15 protein-coding genes and 1 pseudogene are annotated in these 17,112 nt (G+C 38.7%); 2 read left to right on the forward strand and 14 right to left on the reverse strand.

Features of this window, described 5'->3' with window-relative positions; genetic code table 11:
* Positions 1 to 13: 13 nt before the first annotated feature.
* On the forward strand, positions 14 to 898 hold the full coding sequence (locus IGJ41_RS12020) for a LysR family transcriptional regulator (protein WP_002365269.1): 885 nt from the start codon (positions 14 to 16) through the stop codon (positions 896 to 898).
* A gap of 19 nt (positions 899 to 917) precedes the next feature.
* Here the strand turns inward: IGJ41_RS12020 and rbsU are convergent, their stop codons facing one another.
* From rbsU to rbsR, 4 genes are all read right to left on the reverse strand, one after another.
* Positions 918 to 1,805 (reverse strand): ribose/proton symporter RbsU, encoded by an 888-nt coding sequence (gene rbsU / locus IGJ41_RS12025; RefSeq protein WP_108120212.1) that lies wholly within the window; start codon positions 1,803 to 1,805, stop codon positions 918 to 920.
* Positions 1,806 to 1,825: 20 nt separating this feature from the next.
* A complete protein-coding gene (gene rbsD, locus IGJ41_RS12030) occupies positions 1,826 to 2,221 on the reverse strand; it encodes a D-ribose pyranase (RefSeq protein WP_002355102.1) in 396 nt (131 codons plus the stop codon).
* A 15-nt stretch (positions 2,222 to 2,236) separates the two neighbouring features.
* Positions 2,237 to 3,154 (reverse strand): ribokinase, encoded by a 918-nt coding sequence (gene rbsK, locus IGJ41_RS12035; RefSeq protein WP_002381157.1) that lies wholly within the window; start codon positions 3,152 to 3,154, stop codon positions 2,237 to 2,239.
* 91 nt (positions 3,155 to 3,245) lie between these two features.
* Positions 3,246 to 4,241, reverse strand: a complete 996-nt coding sequence (gene rbsR / locus IGJ41_RS12040) for a ribose utilization transcriptional repressor RbsR (protein WP_002414145.1) — start codon at positions 4,239 to 4,241, stop codon at positions 3,246 to 3,248.
* A gap of 211 nt (positions 4,242 to 4,452) precedes the next feature.
* On the opposite strand from rbsR, the gene IGJ41_RS12045 reads away from it, so the two are divergent.
* A complete protein-coding gene (locus IGJ41_RS12045) occupies positions 4,453 to 5,427 on the forward strand; it encodes an alpha/beta hydrolase (RefSeq protein WP_104855610.1) in 975 nt (324 codons plus the stop codon).
* A 64-nt stretch (positions 5,428 to 5,491) separates the two neighbouring features.
* On the opposite strand, the gene IGJ41_RS12050 is transcribed toward IGJ41_RS12045, so the two are convergent.
* The 10 genes and pseudogenes from IGJ41_RS12050 to IGJ41_RS12095 all read right to left on the reverse strand — a co-directional run bounded on the left by IGJ41_RS12050 (position 5,492) and on the right by IGJ41_RS12095 (position 16,870).
* Entirely contained in the window at positions 5,492 to 6,859 is a 1,368-nt protein-coding gene (locus IGJ41_RS12050; protein ID WP_002355097.1) for a PTS ascorbate transporter subunit IIC, read from the reverse strand.
* 14 nt (positions 6,860 to 6,873) lie between these two features.
* Positions 6,874 to 7,173: a PTS sugar transporter subunit IIB gene (locus tag IGJ41_RS12055; RefSeq protein ID WP_104855609.1), complete on the reverse strand. Its 300-nt coding sequence runs from the start codon at positions 7,171 to 7,173 to the stop codon at positions 6,874 to 6,876.
* A gap of 1 nt (position 7,174) precedes the next feature.
* Positions 7,175 to 9,184, reverse strand: a pseudogene (locus tag IGJ41_RS12060) (BglG family transcription antiterminator).
* 166 nt (positions 9,185 to 9,350) lie between these two features.
* Positions 9,351 to 9,575: a hypothetical protein gene (locus tag IGJ41_RS12065; protein WP_104855606.1), complete on the reverse strand. Its 225-nt coding sequence runs from the start codon at positions 9,573 to 9,575 to the stop codon at positions 9,351 to 9,353.
* Positions 9,576 to 9,621: 46 nt separating this feature from the next.
* The gene (locus IGJ41_RS12070) at positions 9,622 to 10,023 is read right to left on the reverse strand and encodes an LPXTG cell wall anchor domain-containing protein (protein ID WP_173963977.1); all 402 of its coding nucleotides are present in this window, start codon (positions 10,021 to 10,023) and stop codon (positions 9,622 to 9,624) included.
* Positions 10,004 to 11,137 carry a DUF916 and DUF3324 domain-containing protein gene (locus IGJ41_RS12075; protein ID WP_002415867.1) on the reverse strand — a complete coding sequence of 378 codons (1,134 nt, stop codon included), beginning with the start codon at positions 11,135 to 11,137 and terminating at the stop codon, positions 10,004 to 10,006. The genes IGJ41_RS12070 and IGJ41_RS12075 overlap by 20 nt, the downstream gene beginning before the upstream one ends.
* An 87-nt stretch (positions 11,138 to 11,224) precedes the next feature.
* Complete coding sequence (locus IGJ41_RS12080; protein WP_438714506.1) at positions 11,225 to 11,914, reverse strand: WxL domain-containing protein; 690 nt, start codon at positions 11,912 to 11,914, stop codon at positions 11,225 to 11,227.
* Positions 11,915 to 12,340: 426 nt separating this feature from the next.
* Positions 12,341 to 13,312, reverse strand: coding sequence for a dimethylarginine dimethylaminohydrolase family protein (locus IGJ41_RS12085; RefSeq protein ID WP_104855695.1), 972 nt, complete (start codon positions 13,310 to 13,312; stop codon positions 12,341 to 12,343).
* Positions 13,313 to 13,423: 111 nt separating this feature from the next.
* Positions 13,424 to 14,869, reverse strand: a complete 1,446-nt coding sequence (locus IGJ41_RS12090; protein WP_162783062.1) for an alkaline phosphatase — start codon at positions 14,867 to 14,869, stop codon at positions 13,424 to 13,426.
* Positions 14,870 to 14,956: 87 nt separating this feature from the next.
* On the reverse strand, positions 14,957 to 16,870 hold the full coding sequence (locus tag IGJ41_RS12095; protein WP_406741627.1) for an endonuclease MutS2: 1,914 nt from the start codon (positions 16,868 to 16,870) through the stop codon (positions 14,957 to 14,959).
* Between the last annotated feature and the right edge of the window lie 242 nt (positions 16,871 to 17,112).

Genomic DNA, 17,112 nt, shown 5'->3' on the forward strand with positions numbered 1-17,112 from the left:
AGGAGGGAAAGTAATGGAATTACGAGTGATTCACTATTTCTTAGCAGTGGTCCAAGAAAAAACGATTAGTGGCGCAGCCAAACAATTGCATGTATCACAACCAACATTATCTAAGCAATTAAAAGAATTAGAGGAAGAATTAGGCGTGACATTATTTATACGAGGAAATCGACAAATACAATTAACACCTGAAGGAGAATATTTAGCTAAACAAGGGCAAGATATTTTAAGCTTAGCGAATAAAACAGTCACCAACTTGTCGCAAAATGAATTCATTAATGGCGAAATCACGATTGGTGGTGGCGAAACAAAAGCTATGTCTTTTTTAGCGAATGCACTACAACAAATAACAAGCCAGCACTCAGCTGATATTCACCTTCATTTATACAGTGGGAATGCAGATGATGTAATAGAACGGCTAGACAAAGGATTATTAGATTTTGGTTTAATTATTGAGCCTGCACCTAAACAAAAATATAGCTATTTAACATTACCAATTGTAGATACATGGGGCTTAATTACTGTAAAGGACCATCCCTTAGCCACTAAAAATGTTATTACTGCAGCCGATTTAAAAGAAGAACCTTTATTTATTTCTCGACAAGCACAAGTTCCGAGCCAACTCTCTGATTGGCTCGAAGCAAGTCTAGATCAGTTCCGAATCGTTGGGACCTACAACTTACTTTACAACGCTTCACTGATGGTAGAAGCTGGGCTAGGTAGCGCCCTAAGCATTGATGGTATTCTAGAAACAAAGCAAACAAATTTACGTTTTATCCCGCTATATCCTGCTTTAACAGCCAAAATTAGTTTAATTTGGCGCAAAAATACGGTTCTTTCCACAGCTGCTGCATTATTTTTAGAACAAATAAAAAAAAGTATTCAACGCCCTGAATAATAGGTCGTTGAATACTTTTTTAAATCATCACTGTGATCGTAGCTGCTGCCAAAATCAAAACTAAGCCGATAAGCGTTACGGTCATTTCCTTGGCTGTTTTCTTTTGACCTAAGAACCAAATACCTGTCAACGTTGCAAGCACAACTGATGTTTGGGATAGAATAAAGCCAGTTGCCAAGCCGTTCATATCTGGCTGCGCTGAAATTAAATAAGTTAACGCTGCAAAGGCGAAGAAAAAGCCTGAAAAAATTTGTTTGTAAGAAACAGCTTCTATAAATGGGGATGTTTCCCCACCCTTAATAGTGACAACTGCTGAGTAAATAACTGCCACAATTACCATGCCTATTGCTTGTGGTAAAAAGGCATGCATGCCATCAATTGCCGTCGCTTGTGGTGCTGCAGAGTACGCCCAATAGCCGATTTCACCAACGGCTAATAGAAGAACTGCTTTTTTCATAATTCCAGCACTCTCAGCGGACTCCGTTTCCGACCAGACCGTCATTTTGGCACCAATCATGATTAACACTAAGGCAAATGCGCCTAACAATTTGGCTGTCGCACCTGGCCAGTTTCCTAAGAAAAAGACACCCCAGAGAGAAGCACCTAAAAGTTGGAACGCGGTCGTTACTGGCATAGCACGTGATGACCCAATCATCGTGAAGCATTTAAATGTAATGATTTGCGCACAGGCCCAACCGACACCAGATAAAATTGAAAAGAATAAATCCATGCCCGCTGGAAAAGCCAAACCATTAATCATTGAAAAAATAGCGGCAAAAATTAATGTTCCTAAACTGGTACCGAGAATTTGATTCACTGGACGACCACCAATTTTGGAAGCGATTGTTGGGAAAAGCCCCCAACCTAGAAGCGGTCCTAAACCGATTAATAATGCAGTCGCATTCATCTCTATTTCCCCTCTCTCGTTTAAAAGACAACGTTACTTTCTAATAAAATATTTGCGTAAGGGGTCATTTCCCCTGTCCGAATAAATGCATGGCAGTTGTTTAATTCTTGTTTCATTTCTGTATGAGGAATAAAACTGATGGGAGTTTCTGGTAAACGAGTTTTAATTGCTGTCAACATGTCAGGATTTTCTGTTTTAATTTCTTCTGCTAAATAAATTCGTTGAACTGCCAATTCCTCAAGAACATTGTTTAAAACTTCCATAAAACTAGGGACGCCATTGGTAACTGCTAAATCAATTTTTTCTGTAGTTCGAGGCACTGGCATGCCTGCATCACCAATACTTAATTTATCAAAATGACCCATTTGTGCGATAACGCGGGAAATATCTGAATTAATAACTTTTGTTTTTTTCATGTCGCTCGCTCCTTTTTATTTGTCTGCCAATTCGTGTTGATAAGGAATCGAAGGTTGGGCTCCAAAACGTTGAACAGTCAACGAGGACGCCTTGTTTCCATAACGAATAGCTTCTTCCAAATTGCTAAAATCTTTCTCTAATATACTACTTAATGCGCCAATAAAAGTATCGCCAGCAGCCGTTGTATCAACCGCTTTCACTTTAAAAGCAGGCACAATACCACTTCGTCCATTGACGTCATAAAAGGCGCCTTTACTACCTACTGTAATAATTACTGCTTCAATCCCTAATTGATGAAGTGCTTCTGCGGCTTTACGCATACTCGCTTCATCTGTGATTTTAATGCCTGTTAAAATTTCGGTTTCTGTTTCATTTGGTACAATCATATCTGTAACGTTTAGTAATTCTTCAGGAACTTGTTCTAACGCAGGTGCGGGATTTAAAATCGTTTTGACGCCTGCTTTTTTAGCAATTTTAAACGCTGCAATCGTACTATCAATCGCACTTTCAAATTGGGCAATCACAAAATCACTTTTTTCAATAATTTCTTGATGTTCCTGGACTTGTTTTGGCGTAAAGGCGTTATTGGCTCCCGCGTAAATCATAATGCTATTTTCACCAGCGTTATCTACCATAATAAAGGCTTGGCCAGTAGCTGTTTTTTCTAAAGTGGTGACCCCAGTTAAATTAATTTCATCTTGACTCATTAAATCAGTCATCATAGCTCCAGCGCCATCATTTCCCACAGCACCAATAAAATATGTTTCTGCGCCTGAACGTTTCGCTGCGACTGCTTGATTTGCTCCTTTACCACCGCCCGCTGTAAAATGTTCAATGGCGTGAATTGTTTCGCCTGGTTTTGGCATTTCTTTGACTCTTAATGTTGTGTCTAAATTGATACTTCCGATAATTGTAACCGCGTTCATTTTCATCCACCTCAATAAAATTTATTTTTTTATTCTAATTAAAACGTTTTAGTAAAACGTTTTAATTCCACAACAAAAATATAGCACACCTTGAAAGCTATTTCAAGGGTGCTGTCGAAAATCGTTCAATCAGTTGGACAGGCAAGGTTTGCTCCTCCCAATCTTTTGCAGGCTGATGGATTCTTTCCAATAATAAAGTCGCCGTAGTTTGCCCCAATTGAAAAACAGGTTGAGCAATTGTTGTTAGCGGCGGCGAAACATACTCGCACATATCAACATTGTCATAACCAATAATACTATAATCCTCAGGAATTTTTTTGCCCGCTTCTGCTAATCCTCGATATAAACCAAAAGCAATTTCATCATTGATAGCAAAAATTCCGGTGCTCTCTGTTTTTAAAATTTCGGGGACAGCTTGGTAGCCGCCGGTTTTTGATAATTCTGTTTCGATCAACTGGACCTTTTCCGTATAAACAGAACAAAAACCTTTTAACCGTTGTTGAATATTGACTGGCGCATGTGGTGGCATTACCACGATGACTTGTTCATGTCGTTGCTCTTGTAAATGCTTTGCTGCTAGTTGCCCACCTCTATAATCGTCTGTCAAAACAGCGTCGCTAAAGCCTTCTGCTTTTTTTTGGTCAAGTACAATAAACGGAATCTTTTTCGCACGTAGCGTTTCATTAATCGTTTGATTGGAAATTTCAGAACTTGCAATCACAAAGCCATCGACACTACGACGAATCAACTCTGTTAAATATTCATGTTCTCTTGTAACATCTTGGTCCGCATTGCATAACATCAGTATAAAATTTTCTTTGTATAAAACACTTTCAATTCCTCGAATCAATTGAGCGAAAAATGGATTGGTAATATCAGGTACGATTACGCCAATCGTCTTACTTTTTTTCATCACCATACGTTGCGCAAAATAGTCGGGCTGATAGTTTAATCGCTCTTTTGCAGCCAATACTTTTTCGACCGTTTTCCCACTAAACCGTGCCCCATTCCCGTTTAAAATTTGTGAAACGGTAGTAATGGAGACCCCTGAATCATTGGCAACATCTTTAATTGTAACCTTTTTATTTGTCATCCTACTTCTCTCCTTGCCGTGAACGCGCCCATTCACCGGACCTCTTAATCTCATTTAATTTACTACAATCATTTACTTTACGCAACCACAAATAAATACGTACATTCGTTTAAACCGTCCTTTCATCCCTTCAACAAATTTCGTTGTTCTACTTTTAAAATGTTATACTGTAGAAAAAATGATTTACTTTTTGCTGAATGGAGGGCCTTAATTGAAAAAGAAATCGATTGGTTTGTTGTTAGCTAGCGCATATTTGTTTCACGCACGTTCTCGTCAAAAATCCTTAAAAGCCTGTCTTTTTGAAGATTCTTTACGTCTTTCCCAAATTGCTCGACTTGAACGAAATCCGAAAGTCACCAAGGCTTTTTATCATTGGCAACGATCATTAAATGAACAAGTAACTTTGCCAAAACATTTACGTCATCTTTTTCCTCTTCAAGAAATGACTCAATTTCCTACGATGTATCGCATGTCAAACTCCGTTATTGCACCTACCAAGAAAGCTGTACTGTACCTGCATGGTGGGGGCTTTACATTGAATCTCGCCTATAGCCAATTAGACTTTAGTTATAAACTAATTGAAGATCTCTCTTTTGCAACAGATTATTTTATCCCTGTATATCCATTAGCACCAAATAAGTCTTTTGCTGATATTTATAATCATTGCTATGCTGCTTATCAAGAAATTTTACATCATTATGATCCCGAAGATGTTATTTTATTAGGTGATTCTGCTGGTGGCACATTGGTTTTAAACGTATTGCAGAATTTAGCCACCGATTTCCCTGAACGCTTACCCAAAGCTGCTGTTTTAATTTCTCCTTGGTTAGATGGACATTTAGACATTCCTGTTGCCAAAAGTTATCAAAAAAAGGACAAAATGATTGGCATGAACTATTTACAATTAATTGCCCAAGAGATTGACGACACGGCCAATCACTCCACGCTTTCTTTAAATTGCTTGTCCTTTGATTATCAAAAATTTCCGCCACTTTTTTTCGTGGGCGGCACACATGAAGTTTTTTGTCCTTCCTATCACCAATTTTTAAAACAATTAGGGCCACGACCACAAGATACTTGCCGATTGGTGCCTGGCATGCAACACGTTTTCGCAATGAAACAATACTTGCCAGAAGGACGACAAGCGCGGAAACAAATTGCACAGTTTATCCAAGAACAATGGTAAAAGGCAAGTGGGACAGAAGTCAAAACGACTTCTGTCCCACTTGCCTTTTTTTAGAACAAAACACTTAGTTTTCTTCGGCGACTTTTTTCTCCCGCATAGTCAAAACAGCGCTAGCCAAAAGAACAACCACTACAAAAGCAATGATTCCTCCTACTAAAAGACTCGGACCTGCCTCACCTAATTTGCCTAAAAATAGGCCTGGGATTAAATAATCTGTATCCGCAAACGTTGAGGATGCTAACTGTAAATCACCCAAGACTGGTAAAATAAATAACGGTAACCAACTAATTAATAAGCCATTAAACGCAGCCCCTAAAATCGCTCCCCGACGTCCCCCTGTGGAATTTCCAAAAACACCTGCCGCGGCACCACAGAAAAAGTGCCCAACAACGCCTGGTATAATCACAGTGGTATTCAGACCAACCATCGCTAACATTGAAATAGTTCCCACAATAAAGCTCACAAAGAACCCAATCAAGACAGCATTTGGCGCATAAGGAAAGATAATGGGAACATCAAGTGCTGGTTTAGAATTAGGCACTAATTTTTTAGCAATTCCTTGGAAAGCTGGCACAATTTCTCCTAAAACCATCCGCACACCCTGTAAAACCACAACGAAACCAGCCGTAAAGGTTCCTGCTTGAATTAATGAAAAGATAATCGCATTTTCGCCATTGCTTAACTCATGCTCGACATAGCCTGTCCCAGCCAGCAAAGCCAAAATCACATAGACAATCGACATCAAAATCATAATTGAGATGGTTGAGTCTCTTAAAAAACCAAAACTTTTAGGAATTTTAATATCTTCCGTTGACTTTTCTTTATTCCCAAAGACTTTTCCAATAAAGCCACTTGCCGCATAACCAATATTCCCTGTATGCCCCATTGCTACTTTATCATTTCCGGTAATTTGTTTCATAAAGGGCTGACAAAGAGCAGGTGTCACTGTTAATAAAGTTCCTTCAAATAAACCACCTAAAAGAATCATTGGCAAACTAACGCTAAAACCGGCCCCCACTAAAATAACGGCTGTCAAACACGAAACGTACATCATCGCTTGACCTGTCAAAAAGATATATTTAAAACGTGTAAAACGCGCCAACAGAATATTAACAACCATGCCCACCAACATAATCAGAGCAGTTGGTGTCCCATATTGTTGCAAGGCAATCGCTACAACTGCTTCATTACTAGGTACCACTCCTTGTGTATTTAATGCGGTTTGGAACATCTCCGCAAAGGGCGTTAATGAGTTCGCCAATAGCCCTGCGCCACCAATTAAAACTAAGAAGCCGACGAATGTTTTCAACGTTCCTTGAACAACATCAGAAAATTTCTTTTTCTGTAAAACTAATCCCAACAAAGCAATTAATGAAACCAGAATCGCTGGTTGGCTAACAATTGAAACAAATAAATTCAATAAAGTTTCCATGTTTTTCCTCCTTCTTATTGATGTGCAATGCCATTGTCATCTAAAACTTTCAAGACTTTCTCCTTCGTTTCATCGTAATCAATAATCGCATTTAAAGGAATGATTTTTTCATCAGGAATTGACCCTAAAGCATCTTGCAATGTTTTTTCGACAAAGAAGTAATCAGCCATATCGCCACTGGCACTCCCGACATCTGTGTGATCAATTTGAAAACTATCTGTATCAACACCGACTTCCTCTAAAATTTGTTGGATATTCATTTGCACCATAAAACTTGTTCCTAAACCACTTTGACAAACTGTAAAAATCTTCATCTTATTTCTCTCCTTCTTGGATAATTGATAGTATTTCTGGGACGGTTTCAGCCGCCACTAAGCGATGTAATGATTCTTTTTTTGATAGAATTTTTGTCAGACTAGATAAGGCCCGTAAATGTGTTTCGTTATCTGAAGCAGCTAAACAAATAAAAAGGTGAATTTCATGCTTAGGATCTTCTAATAAATCGACACTTTTTTGGATTTTTAGTAATGACATGCCTAACTGATTAACGCCATCTTCTGGTCGCGCATGAGGCAATGCTACGTCTGGACAGATATGGATAAATGGCCCAAACGATTCAACTTTTTGAATCATTGCATCAATGTACTTTTCCGTAATACTGCCATTTTTTAATAACGGCTTGGCAGCTTCTGTAATTCCCGCTCGCCAGTCTGCAACTTCAGGCAGGACTTGGACTGTTTCTGTTGTTAATAATTCCGATAACATTGGACGCAGATCCTCCTCTTTTTCTAAAATTTTGTTCATTTTACGATGCAAGACACGATATAACTGCGCTTCTGTGACTCCTTTTTTTAAGGAAATATAAGGTTTTAACGCATCTAAAATATCTTTAACATCTGGCATGGAAATACCTGGCAATAGCCAATCTGATTGTACTTGGTGCATCAATTGATTTTTCTCCAAAGAGCTCATAATGGGCTTGGTAAGATAAACCTTTTTGGCTGTTTCAATAGGGACCGTTGAGAAAATGATGTCATAGCTTTTTTCAGATACATTCTCTATTTCCCTCACCGCATTTGTTTCTTTAAATTCAATCATTGGAAATAGCCGACGCAATTCCGATTGCAAAATCAACGAAGAACTGATGCCACTGGGACAAACAATTAGCGCTTTTAGCTTTTCTTGCCGCTGTTCATTTTTTTGCCCGAAAATTTCTCCACCAAATAATATGGTAAAAAAACCAATTTCCTCTGACGGGATTGACCGTTTCGTTAATTTTTCTAAAGGAGCTAACGCTTGTTCACAAAGATGATAAAGCGACCGATACGATTGTCGAATATCCTTGATTAAAACATTCGGCAAGTAAAAGCCATAGTTAATTCGAAAATAGGCAGGAACCAGATGATAATACACATTCATGAGCAATTCACGAGGCTGCTCAAATTGAACGACGGCCAATAATTCCATTTTCCGAATAATTTCACCAGAAATATCTAATAAAAACTCTAACTTCGTATCTCGCAATTCTCCTTACAAGGCTGTCATTAAACAAATCGTGAAAAAAAGACTCTCGGTTTCTACATTCGCCACTGGCCCAACTAAATCACTTAAAATACGACGACTGACGGGATAAGCCCGTAAGGACTGAATTAACTGGTTCTCAGGCCAGACGACTGTTCCATATTTGCCTAATCTTTTTTGAGAAAAAGCAAGAAAGTAACTAATTTCATCCAATCTGCTGGGTACTAGTTGAAGCTGCGCTTCCTGGACGGCTAATTGAATGCCGTCACGCATTTTTGCGTATTGGCTCATTTGATGCTGACTGAGCCAGCAAAATAAAGCGAAGGTGCCCGACTTTTGTTGTAAGAGGCGGGCAAGCCAATTTTTCCCGAAACGACGAATCCGAAATTCATCTCCTTCTAGGTAAAACCCTCGTTTTCGTTCGTAGGATAAAGCAATGTTTTCAGTTGCTAGTTGGTGTCGGACTTTTTTGATGTCCGCTAAAATAGTGCCTTTCGAAACGTCTAAAAAATTTTGGTAATGATAAACTGATAGTTCTTCGATCTCTGAATAAGTGAGTAAAAAAATGAGTGCTTGTCTTTCTGCTTCGCTATAGATCACTTGACGTTGTTGAAAAAGTTGCTTCCCCCATTCATTTGCGGAAAGACTTGGAATGCTGACAGTATTCTGTTGAACTTCTCCGCCTATTGTCGAAAGTTGCGTCACTAATTCTCGTTGCGAAAGATCGGTTATTTGTTGAGCCAAAGAGAGCGCAATTTTTTGCCCTGCATACTCGTCAAGGAGATAACTTATTTTATAATTCACAGCCTGTGTCCTCCTCCTGTAATCATCATATAATGGTAGCGCTTTATTTTCTATCTAAGTTGGGTACAAATGTCTACTATACTTTTTTGATAAATTGTACCGTTCTTTATTTTAAAGTTAACAAAAACCCGTTGCAAGTTTCTTAAAAACTTACAACGGGTTTTCTTTATGTTAATTGTGTTTGTAATGCGATATTCAGTAAAATAGCCACCGCTACCCAGCCGCCACACATCACCAGAAGCAGCCAACTAAACATTGATTGTTTTACTAAAGACTGCTTATGCTTTGCTTGATGAACAAAATTCATGCTACTTACTAAGAATAGTAAAAATAAAGCAAAACAAAGGACGGCCAAGCCGGCACAAATCCAAATCCACATCGTAATCCCCATCAATACGCCTCCTTTTCAAATTGATTTTATTTATAGAAACGGCAATCTATTTTTCTTTTTTCCTTTTTTTATTCAAATAATAGAAACTTATTAGTACTACGAGTAAACAGGCAATACCAAGGCTGTAAAGCCATGTGCTATTTCGTTCACCTGTCCTTGGTAAGAACGTCTGTGCAGCTGTGGGATTCGTTTTAGCAGTGTTTTTTCTGCTCACTTTTTCTTGTTGTTGTGACGTTTTTTTATCTTTATTAGTGACTGGTTGTTCTGTTGACTTAGTGCCACCTTCCGTTTTTAGGGGTGCCTTCCCACCATAAAACGTCACACCGATATTCGTTTGTCCCGCTTCTTCTGCAAAGCTCTCAGAAGAAGCGGTCAGAATCGCAATGCTGACGGTTAAAAGTATTCCCAATGTCACCAGAAGTGATCCTTTACTTTTCGCTATCATCATCGCGCACTCCTTGTCTATTTTTCAAGGCTGCCTGTTTTTCTTGTTGTAAATAGGCTTGTTGTTTTAGTATCGCTTTCTGTTGTGTAAAACGCCAAATAGCTAGAATTAGACTCACAATTGTTGCAGCTAACAATCCATAAAAAGCTTGATTCCACCAAGTCGGTAGGACCAATTTCACTACTGCTTCTTTGTTTAATTTCTTGGCTTCTTGACTACTGATGGTAAATTCTTGCTTAAACGGCCACACTTGTTGTTCATCTTCTTTCAAGACCGCTTTTCCTTCAAAAATATAGGTTCCTGGACGAACATCTTCTTTCCCAAAATCTAAATGGAAGTTCATCGTCGAATTCGGTGCGAAACGAACACTTGGTAAAATCCGTTTGGCATATTCTTTCGTTTCGCCTTTTTTCGTTACTTTTCCTTCTAAACGTACTTCAGGAAAAATAGCGGATGTCGGATTCTGAATAACCGCTTGGACCGATTTATTTCCTAAAGCAATGGTCGGAACTAATTTAACTAATTGAAGAGTCTCTGCTAGATACATTGGTGTATCTTCTGACGTTCGTAAAGCAATCGCTACGTTAAACCCATATCGACTGGTTAACCCCGTTGATTTTCCTTTTTCTTCCTTTTCATCTTCTGCAAGCGAAGCGTAGACACCACCTAAGACTAATCCCTGAAAACCATTTTCTGGAATTTCGACAGTCATTTTGGCTGCTACGGTTTTCTTAGCGGGAACTTTCACGTGTTCCTCAGGCAATTTGATCAATGTTGTCAAGGGTACTTTCAAACTTGCATCTGGTTTTTTCTCGAAATCATTGTACACAATTAAACCATTGTCATTCGTCGTAGCATTTGCCAAATTTAAATCAATCGTTAATTCTTCATTTGTTTTATTAATTAATGACAGTTCTACTTCTTGTTTTTGTCCTGGTTTCACAATGAGATCGTAGTAGGATTGCGTATTTTTCGCTTGATTCTCTGGAATATTGGGTTTAACTGTAAATTTTGTATTCATGTTGTCATCCGCTTCTTCTGCTTGTACAGCAGAAGGGATGCTTAATGCCATCACACAAATAAAAACTGTGACGATTAGCCAGCGCATTGTCTTCATTATTTGTTCCTCCTATGTATCGAAAAGGAGCCGTGCACCACTGCGCAGCTCCTTTTCTAGTAATGCAGTATTCTCGTTAGTAACTTTTTATGGCGCAGCCACTAATGTCCAAGTTACGTTACCTGTATACGCACCATTTGTAATTTGTGAACTAGGTGTTGTAATGTTTAATTTTACATTTGATAATTCAGAATCCCATGTACCTTGACCTTTACCAACTGCTGCTGTAGCAATTGATACAGCTGCTCCACCTACTGGAATAGTTGTTCCAGCAAATTCAGGACTTCCTGGATCTGCTGCAAAGGCAGCTACATCACGGGAGTATGTTTTTGCTGTTTCATCGTATTTCGCTACTGCTCCTGTTTGTGCAAAGGTAATTGAGCCTTCTAAAGTAGCAGTGCCATTTTTCATTTCAGCAACGCCGGCAGTAACTGACCAACCCGCTTGTGTTCCACGAACATCCCCAACTCCATAGCGTTTTGTTTGTGTACCAGTTGCATCTAATGAAATCGCTGATAAATCAGAACTAACTTCTGTCGCAGCAAATTTGAATTCTGTTGGAACATATAATAAATCAAAGTTAGTATTCGGATTTGTAGGATCTGGATCTTGTGTATCTCCATCACCATCACCAGTTCCATCAGGTAATGAACCACTTGTCATTTCTACGTTTGCTGACGTTGTACCAGTCGTTGTTGCATGTGCCGCTGCGGGAGCGATGCTTGCGCCTAAAATAGCTGTTCCTGCAAATAAAGTTACCAATGTTTTTTTCTTCATTTTACTCTCTCCTTTAGTATCTTGGTTGATTAATGAATAAAAAAGTGAAAAACTTTTCTATCTCGGTAGAACGTAAACTAAGTATAGCGAAAAAAAGCCTGCTTGTGATTTCAAATTTTAAACACCTCATGCAAAAAAATTGAATTTATTATAATAGCAAGGTTTCAACGACTTTTAACGTCTTTGAAAACGTAATTTTCAAATGAGATACTGTTTTCTCCCGCTTATAAAGTAGTGATTTTATAAAAAAACAGCGAGAAAACGTCAAAATGTCAGTAACAAATACTGACATTTTGACGTTTTCTCGCATTTATTAAATCAAAATTTCCTCAATATTTTTAAAAAAAATAGTGAAAACTAAAATTATATCGTTTTCATAGACAAAACGTACATTTTTTCTTACGAAAATTGATAATCACTCGCTGACTATTCTCTAATCAACGCTTGCGTTGTACAACGGAAAGAACCACCTAACATTCTAGAAACATGGTAATCAATTGCCTCAACTTTGATACCTTTTGCTTCTATTTGAGGAATTAAGGTTGTAAACGATTGGTCCGTTATATACGTTTCTTCGTTAAGCGGTAGACCATTTGTCACTAAATACGCTGCTTCTTGCAAAGTAACGTGAATTTTTTCCCAGTTGGCTAATTGTGCAGGGATTCCATCCAAAAAGGCCTCTTCACAAACAATCATCAAGCCTTCTCTCAACAAGCTTAACGCACAATCTAAGTGGAGAATATGCGGATGTAACCGAACCGGCACCACTTCATAACCAAAATGACCAATCATATTGGCTAACCATTGAATCCCTGCTAGGTTACTTGCCAAACCAGAGTAGCCCACAAAAATTGTTTTTCCTAGAACTAAAACATCACCGCCTTCAATAAAGGGACCTGCTTCACTTAAAACGCCCTCAGAAGTGTCAGGTTGTGGCGCAGCAAAATAATAACCTTCTGCTTCTTGTGTCCACTGCTGAATAATCGGACGAATTGGTAAAATTTCTTGTCGACGGTGCTGGAATCTTAAGTTTCCTTCTATTAAAAGGTTACCGATTGTAAAAAAGGGATCTCGTGAAAAGAAGTTACTATATCCTACGCCCAATTCCTTGCCATGTTCTTTTTCATAGGGTGTCAATAAACGTGGACGAAATACTTCTACGCCATAAGATTCTAATACTCCTTGCATGACTTCTTTTTCTTTTTCCCAACGCACTTGTTGTTCTGGTGCAAAGTCTGCTAAATCGCGCCCTTCATTATTCTGTGTTAAACGGGCATTTTCCTCTGTTAAAAAAGTCGTATCAGCTTCATCAAATTTATCTGGTAAACAAAATTGCGATTGTGCTAAAACAACTGAACGTAACGGTGCAAATTCACTTTCAACATGCATTTTTTTCATTATTTGACCTCACTTTTATCTGGTTACCTTCATTATAACAGAGATAAAATTTTTATGCCTTCAATGAAGAAAAAGCAGAACTTCTATACGTTCTGCTTTTTCTTCATTTTGTTATTTACCAATACCTTTATCTTTAATCTCAGCTTTTTGCCCGGTGCCATCTACTAAGCCAAAAATAATCTTCGCTTGGTCTGTATTATCAATTTGTCCTGAAAAAGCTTCTGCTTGTGGTCCATAAGCATAGACATTTACATCTTCTCCTGTGTGTCCGCCTGTAGTCCAACCAGTATTCGAACGTTGATCAAAAATCTTTCTTAATGCCTGAGCAATTTTTTCAACATCTTTTGACTCCGCCGCTGTTTTCACTGCTTTCAATTCAGCCTCACTTAATTGAAAATCAATATACTCAGTCACTGTTTTTTCCACATTACCATTTTTAATGATTTCTTCTGCCATGAAATCAGGCGTGCGTTTTGCCGCATGTAAAGGCTCCGTCAACCAATTGTATTGATCTCCTTTACCTAAAGACAAGCCACCAGTAGAATGATCTGCAGTTGTAACCACCAATGTTTCACCATCTTTTTTTGCAAAATCGATAGCCTTTTCAAACGCCGCTTCGAAATCTTGCATTTCGCTCATCGCGCCAACAATATCATTACTATGCCCGGCCCAATCAATTTGGCTACCTTCAACCATTAAAAAGAAGCCTTTTTCATTTTTATCTAACCGTTGAAGAGCCGCTTCTGTCATATCAGCTAATGAAGGAACTTCTTCCGTTCGGTCAATCATTTTAGGTAGCCCGCCTGGTGCAAACAAGCCTAAAATTTTGTCGTCTTGGTTCTCATTTAACGACTTTTTATCTGTGACATGACCATAACCCGCTTGGGAAAATTCTTTGACTAAATCACGATCTTTCCGCGCAAATAATTCGGAGCCGCCGCCAAGTAACACATCGACTTTGTGTTGTCCGTCGATTTGATCATCAAAATAGTCATCGGCGATTTCTGCCATGTTTTTGCGTGAAACATTATGTGCGCCATATGCAGCAGGGGTTGCATGTGTTATTTCAGATGTTGCTACAAGCCCCGTTGATTTCCCCACTTTTTTCGCACGTTCCAGCACTGTTTCTGTTTTGGACTTGTCATTATCGAGTGCTATAGCATTATTATAGGTTTTTACTCCGGCAGCCATCGCTGTCGCTGCGGAAGCTGAATCGGTGACATTCTCTTCTTCATCTTCTGGATAAGTGGCTTGCTGTCCGACCAAATAGGTATCAAAAGCTGTTTGGGGAACACGCTTGTCTGAGTGATTGGCTTTGAAATAGCGATAGCCCGTTGTATACGGATTCCCCATGCCATCTCCAATCATAAAAATAACATTTTTTACTGGTGCTTTTTCAGATTCAGTTGCCTTCGCTTCAGCAACCTCTGTTTGTTTTTCGCCGCTTTTTTGTTCAGATAAATTTGTACAACCCGCTAATGTTGTGAATGTTAATAAGGTAACCCCTAGCAAAGCTCTTTTCTTCATTTCCTTGTTTCCTCCTTTATATCTACCCATACATTGACTATAACAAGTCTTAGTTGATTTCTGATAAATAACAAGTAAACAAAGTGTTAAGTTGTTGTATTGCTTCTGTTAAGTTCCTTATTTTTCGCGTCTTGCTGCTCTTTTTTCGGCCTCTTTGCGTAATTGTTTCTGCGCTTTTTTTGAGCCGCGTTCAATATCTTTGAGTTTCTTTCGTTCATGGAAATCTGTAAATAAACTTTCTAAATCATAGTCTTGCGGATATAGATCTTGTGCTTTCGCTTGTAATTTCAACCGTCTTCGTGGTACATTTTCAATTTTATCATTCACAAATACTTGGATTTCTTGTTCACCCTCATCTGTAAAAACCAACCCAATTTGTTGTGTTTCTGTCAATAGGACACGATCACCTTTTTGATAACGGTCTGTTTCTTCTACAAACGTGGCAAAGGTCGTTTCTTTTGCTTTCAGGGGTTTAAATAGACTTCGATTAGTAGGGTATTCTTTCCGCTGAATATAATGAGCCGCCTTTTCAATGAGCTGTGGCTCCATCTTCATTTTACGTGCAATCCAAAGAGCCTGACTATCGCCAACTTCACCAATTTTCAATTGATATTTGGGCGTTAATGTTTCACGATCGAAGGCCATTGCGGCGGGCACAAAATCGTCATGCTCTTGGGCAAAACGTTTAATTTCACCATAATGGGTCGTTGCAACTACCAAGGCTCCCTTTTGATACATCGTTTCCATGATAGCAATCGCTAAGCCCGCTCCTTCGTTCGGCTCGGTGCCACTACCAATTTCATCTAATAAAACAAGCGTGTGTCGCTTAACATTACGCAACATTTCCGCAATATTTTTCATGTGCCCAGAAAAAGTGCTTAACGCATTTTCCAGATTTTGCTGATCACCAATATCGACAAAAATTTCATCTAATACTGGAATCTCTGTGCCCGCTTGTGCTGGAATTTGCAACCCAAATTGTGTCATGACAGTCAATAAGCCAACTGTTTTCAAGACAACCGTTTTACCACCAGCATTGGCACCTGTAATGACAAGTCCTCGATACTCTGCTCCTAAAGAAAACGTCAATGGTACTGCGTGTTCTAATAAAAGTGGATGTTTTCCTTGAACAATGCGCAAGCGTTCTTCTTTGTTTACTTTTGGCGTGATCCCACCAATTTCGCGACTATACTTTCCTCGTGCAAAAATAATATCTAAGGTGGTCATTGTATCGACGGCTTGATCGACAAGTCGTTCTTGCTCATTGATTAACCCAGTTAGTTCCGCCAAAATTTGATATTCTTCCGCTGTTTCTTCCGCTTTTAAGAGTGTCAATTGTTCATTTAATTTACTAATTGCTACAGGTTCAATAAAGACCGTTTGTCCTTTATTGGATTGCTCAATGATTGTGCCTGAAACCTTATTTTTATAGCTAGCTTTGATTGGTACCGTGTAATGTTCCCCTTTTTTCACCATCATATTTTCTTGAATATACAGTTGATTATTTTTATTGCGTAAAAATTTGGTGACTTTTGTTTCAATTTCTTGTTGGCATTCATTGATTTGACGCCGGATTTTCCGAAGTTGTCGAGAAGCATCGGTGGCAACTTTTTGATTATGGATTTTCGTATAAATTTGTTCTTCGATTGCTCTGAAATCAGCTAAGTGCTGACTGTAACTAAATAGGCGTGGTGTTTGGTATTGATTTTTTTCAAAAAACTTCTGGATTCGCTGACTACTTCTTAAAAAGTCAGCCACCTCAATCAATTCGTTTGGTGTAAGGATTAAGCCTTTTTTCACTTGTTGAAGCAAGCGGGTAATTTGGCTCAAGCCCATGAAAGGGACGTGTTGTCCGCTATCAATAATTAAGCGGGCCTCGGTTGTTTCCGTTAAGCGGGACTGCACTGTTTCTAAACGTGTTGCAGGGACCATTTTCGCCAACCGTTCTTTACTATACTCGCCAATCGCACGTGTTTGAACTTCTTTAAGAATTGTTGTAAATTGTAATTTTTGAATGGTTTCATGATTCATTTGTTTTTTCTTCCTTTCTATCGCGAAAAGAATACCTGGCGCCTTTAAATAAAAACCAGTTTCTATAGAAAAAAGAGGACAGCGTTCTACCGCTGTCCTCTTTATCATTGGATAAAGGTTACTAAAGAAACCTCTTTTAAAGGAGGTATTTAGTAAATGAGATGACTGACAGGTATCACTTTCTAAGCACACCAAATAAACCTTGCTTGGTTCACTGGTTATTCAACTTATCAATTAGATAC

Origin of the sequence: Enterococcus sp. DIV1537a, from assembly GCF_051712085.1 — a bacterium.
Classification (GTDB): domain Bacteria; phylum Bacillota; class Bacilli; order Lactobacillales; family Enterococcaceae; genus Enterococcus; species Enterococcus faecalis.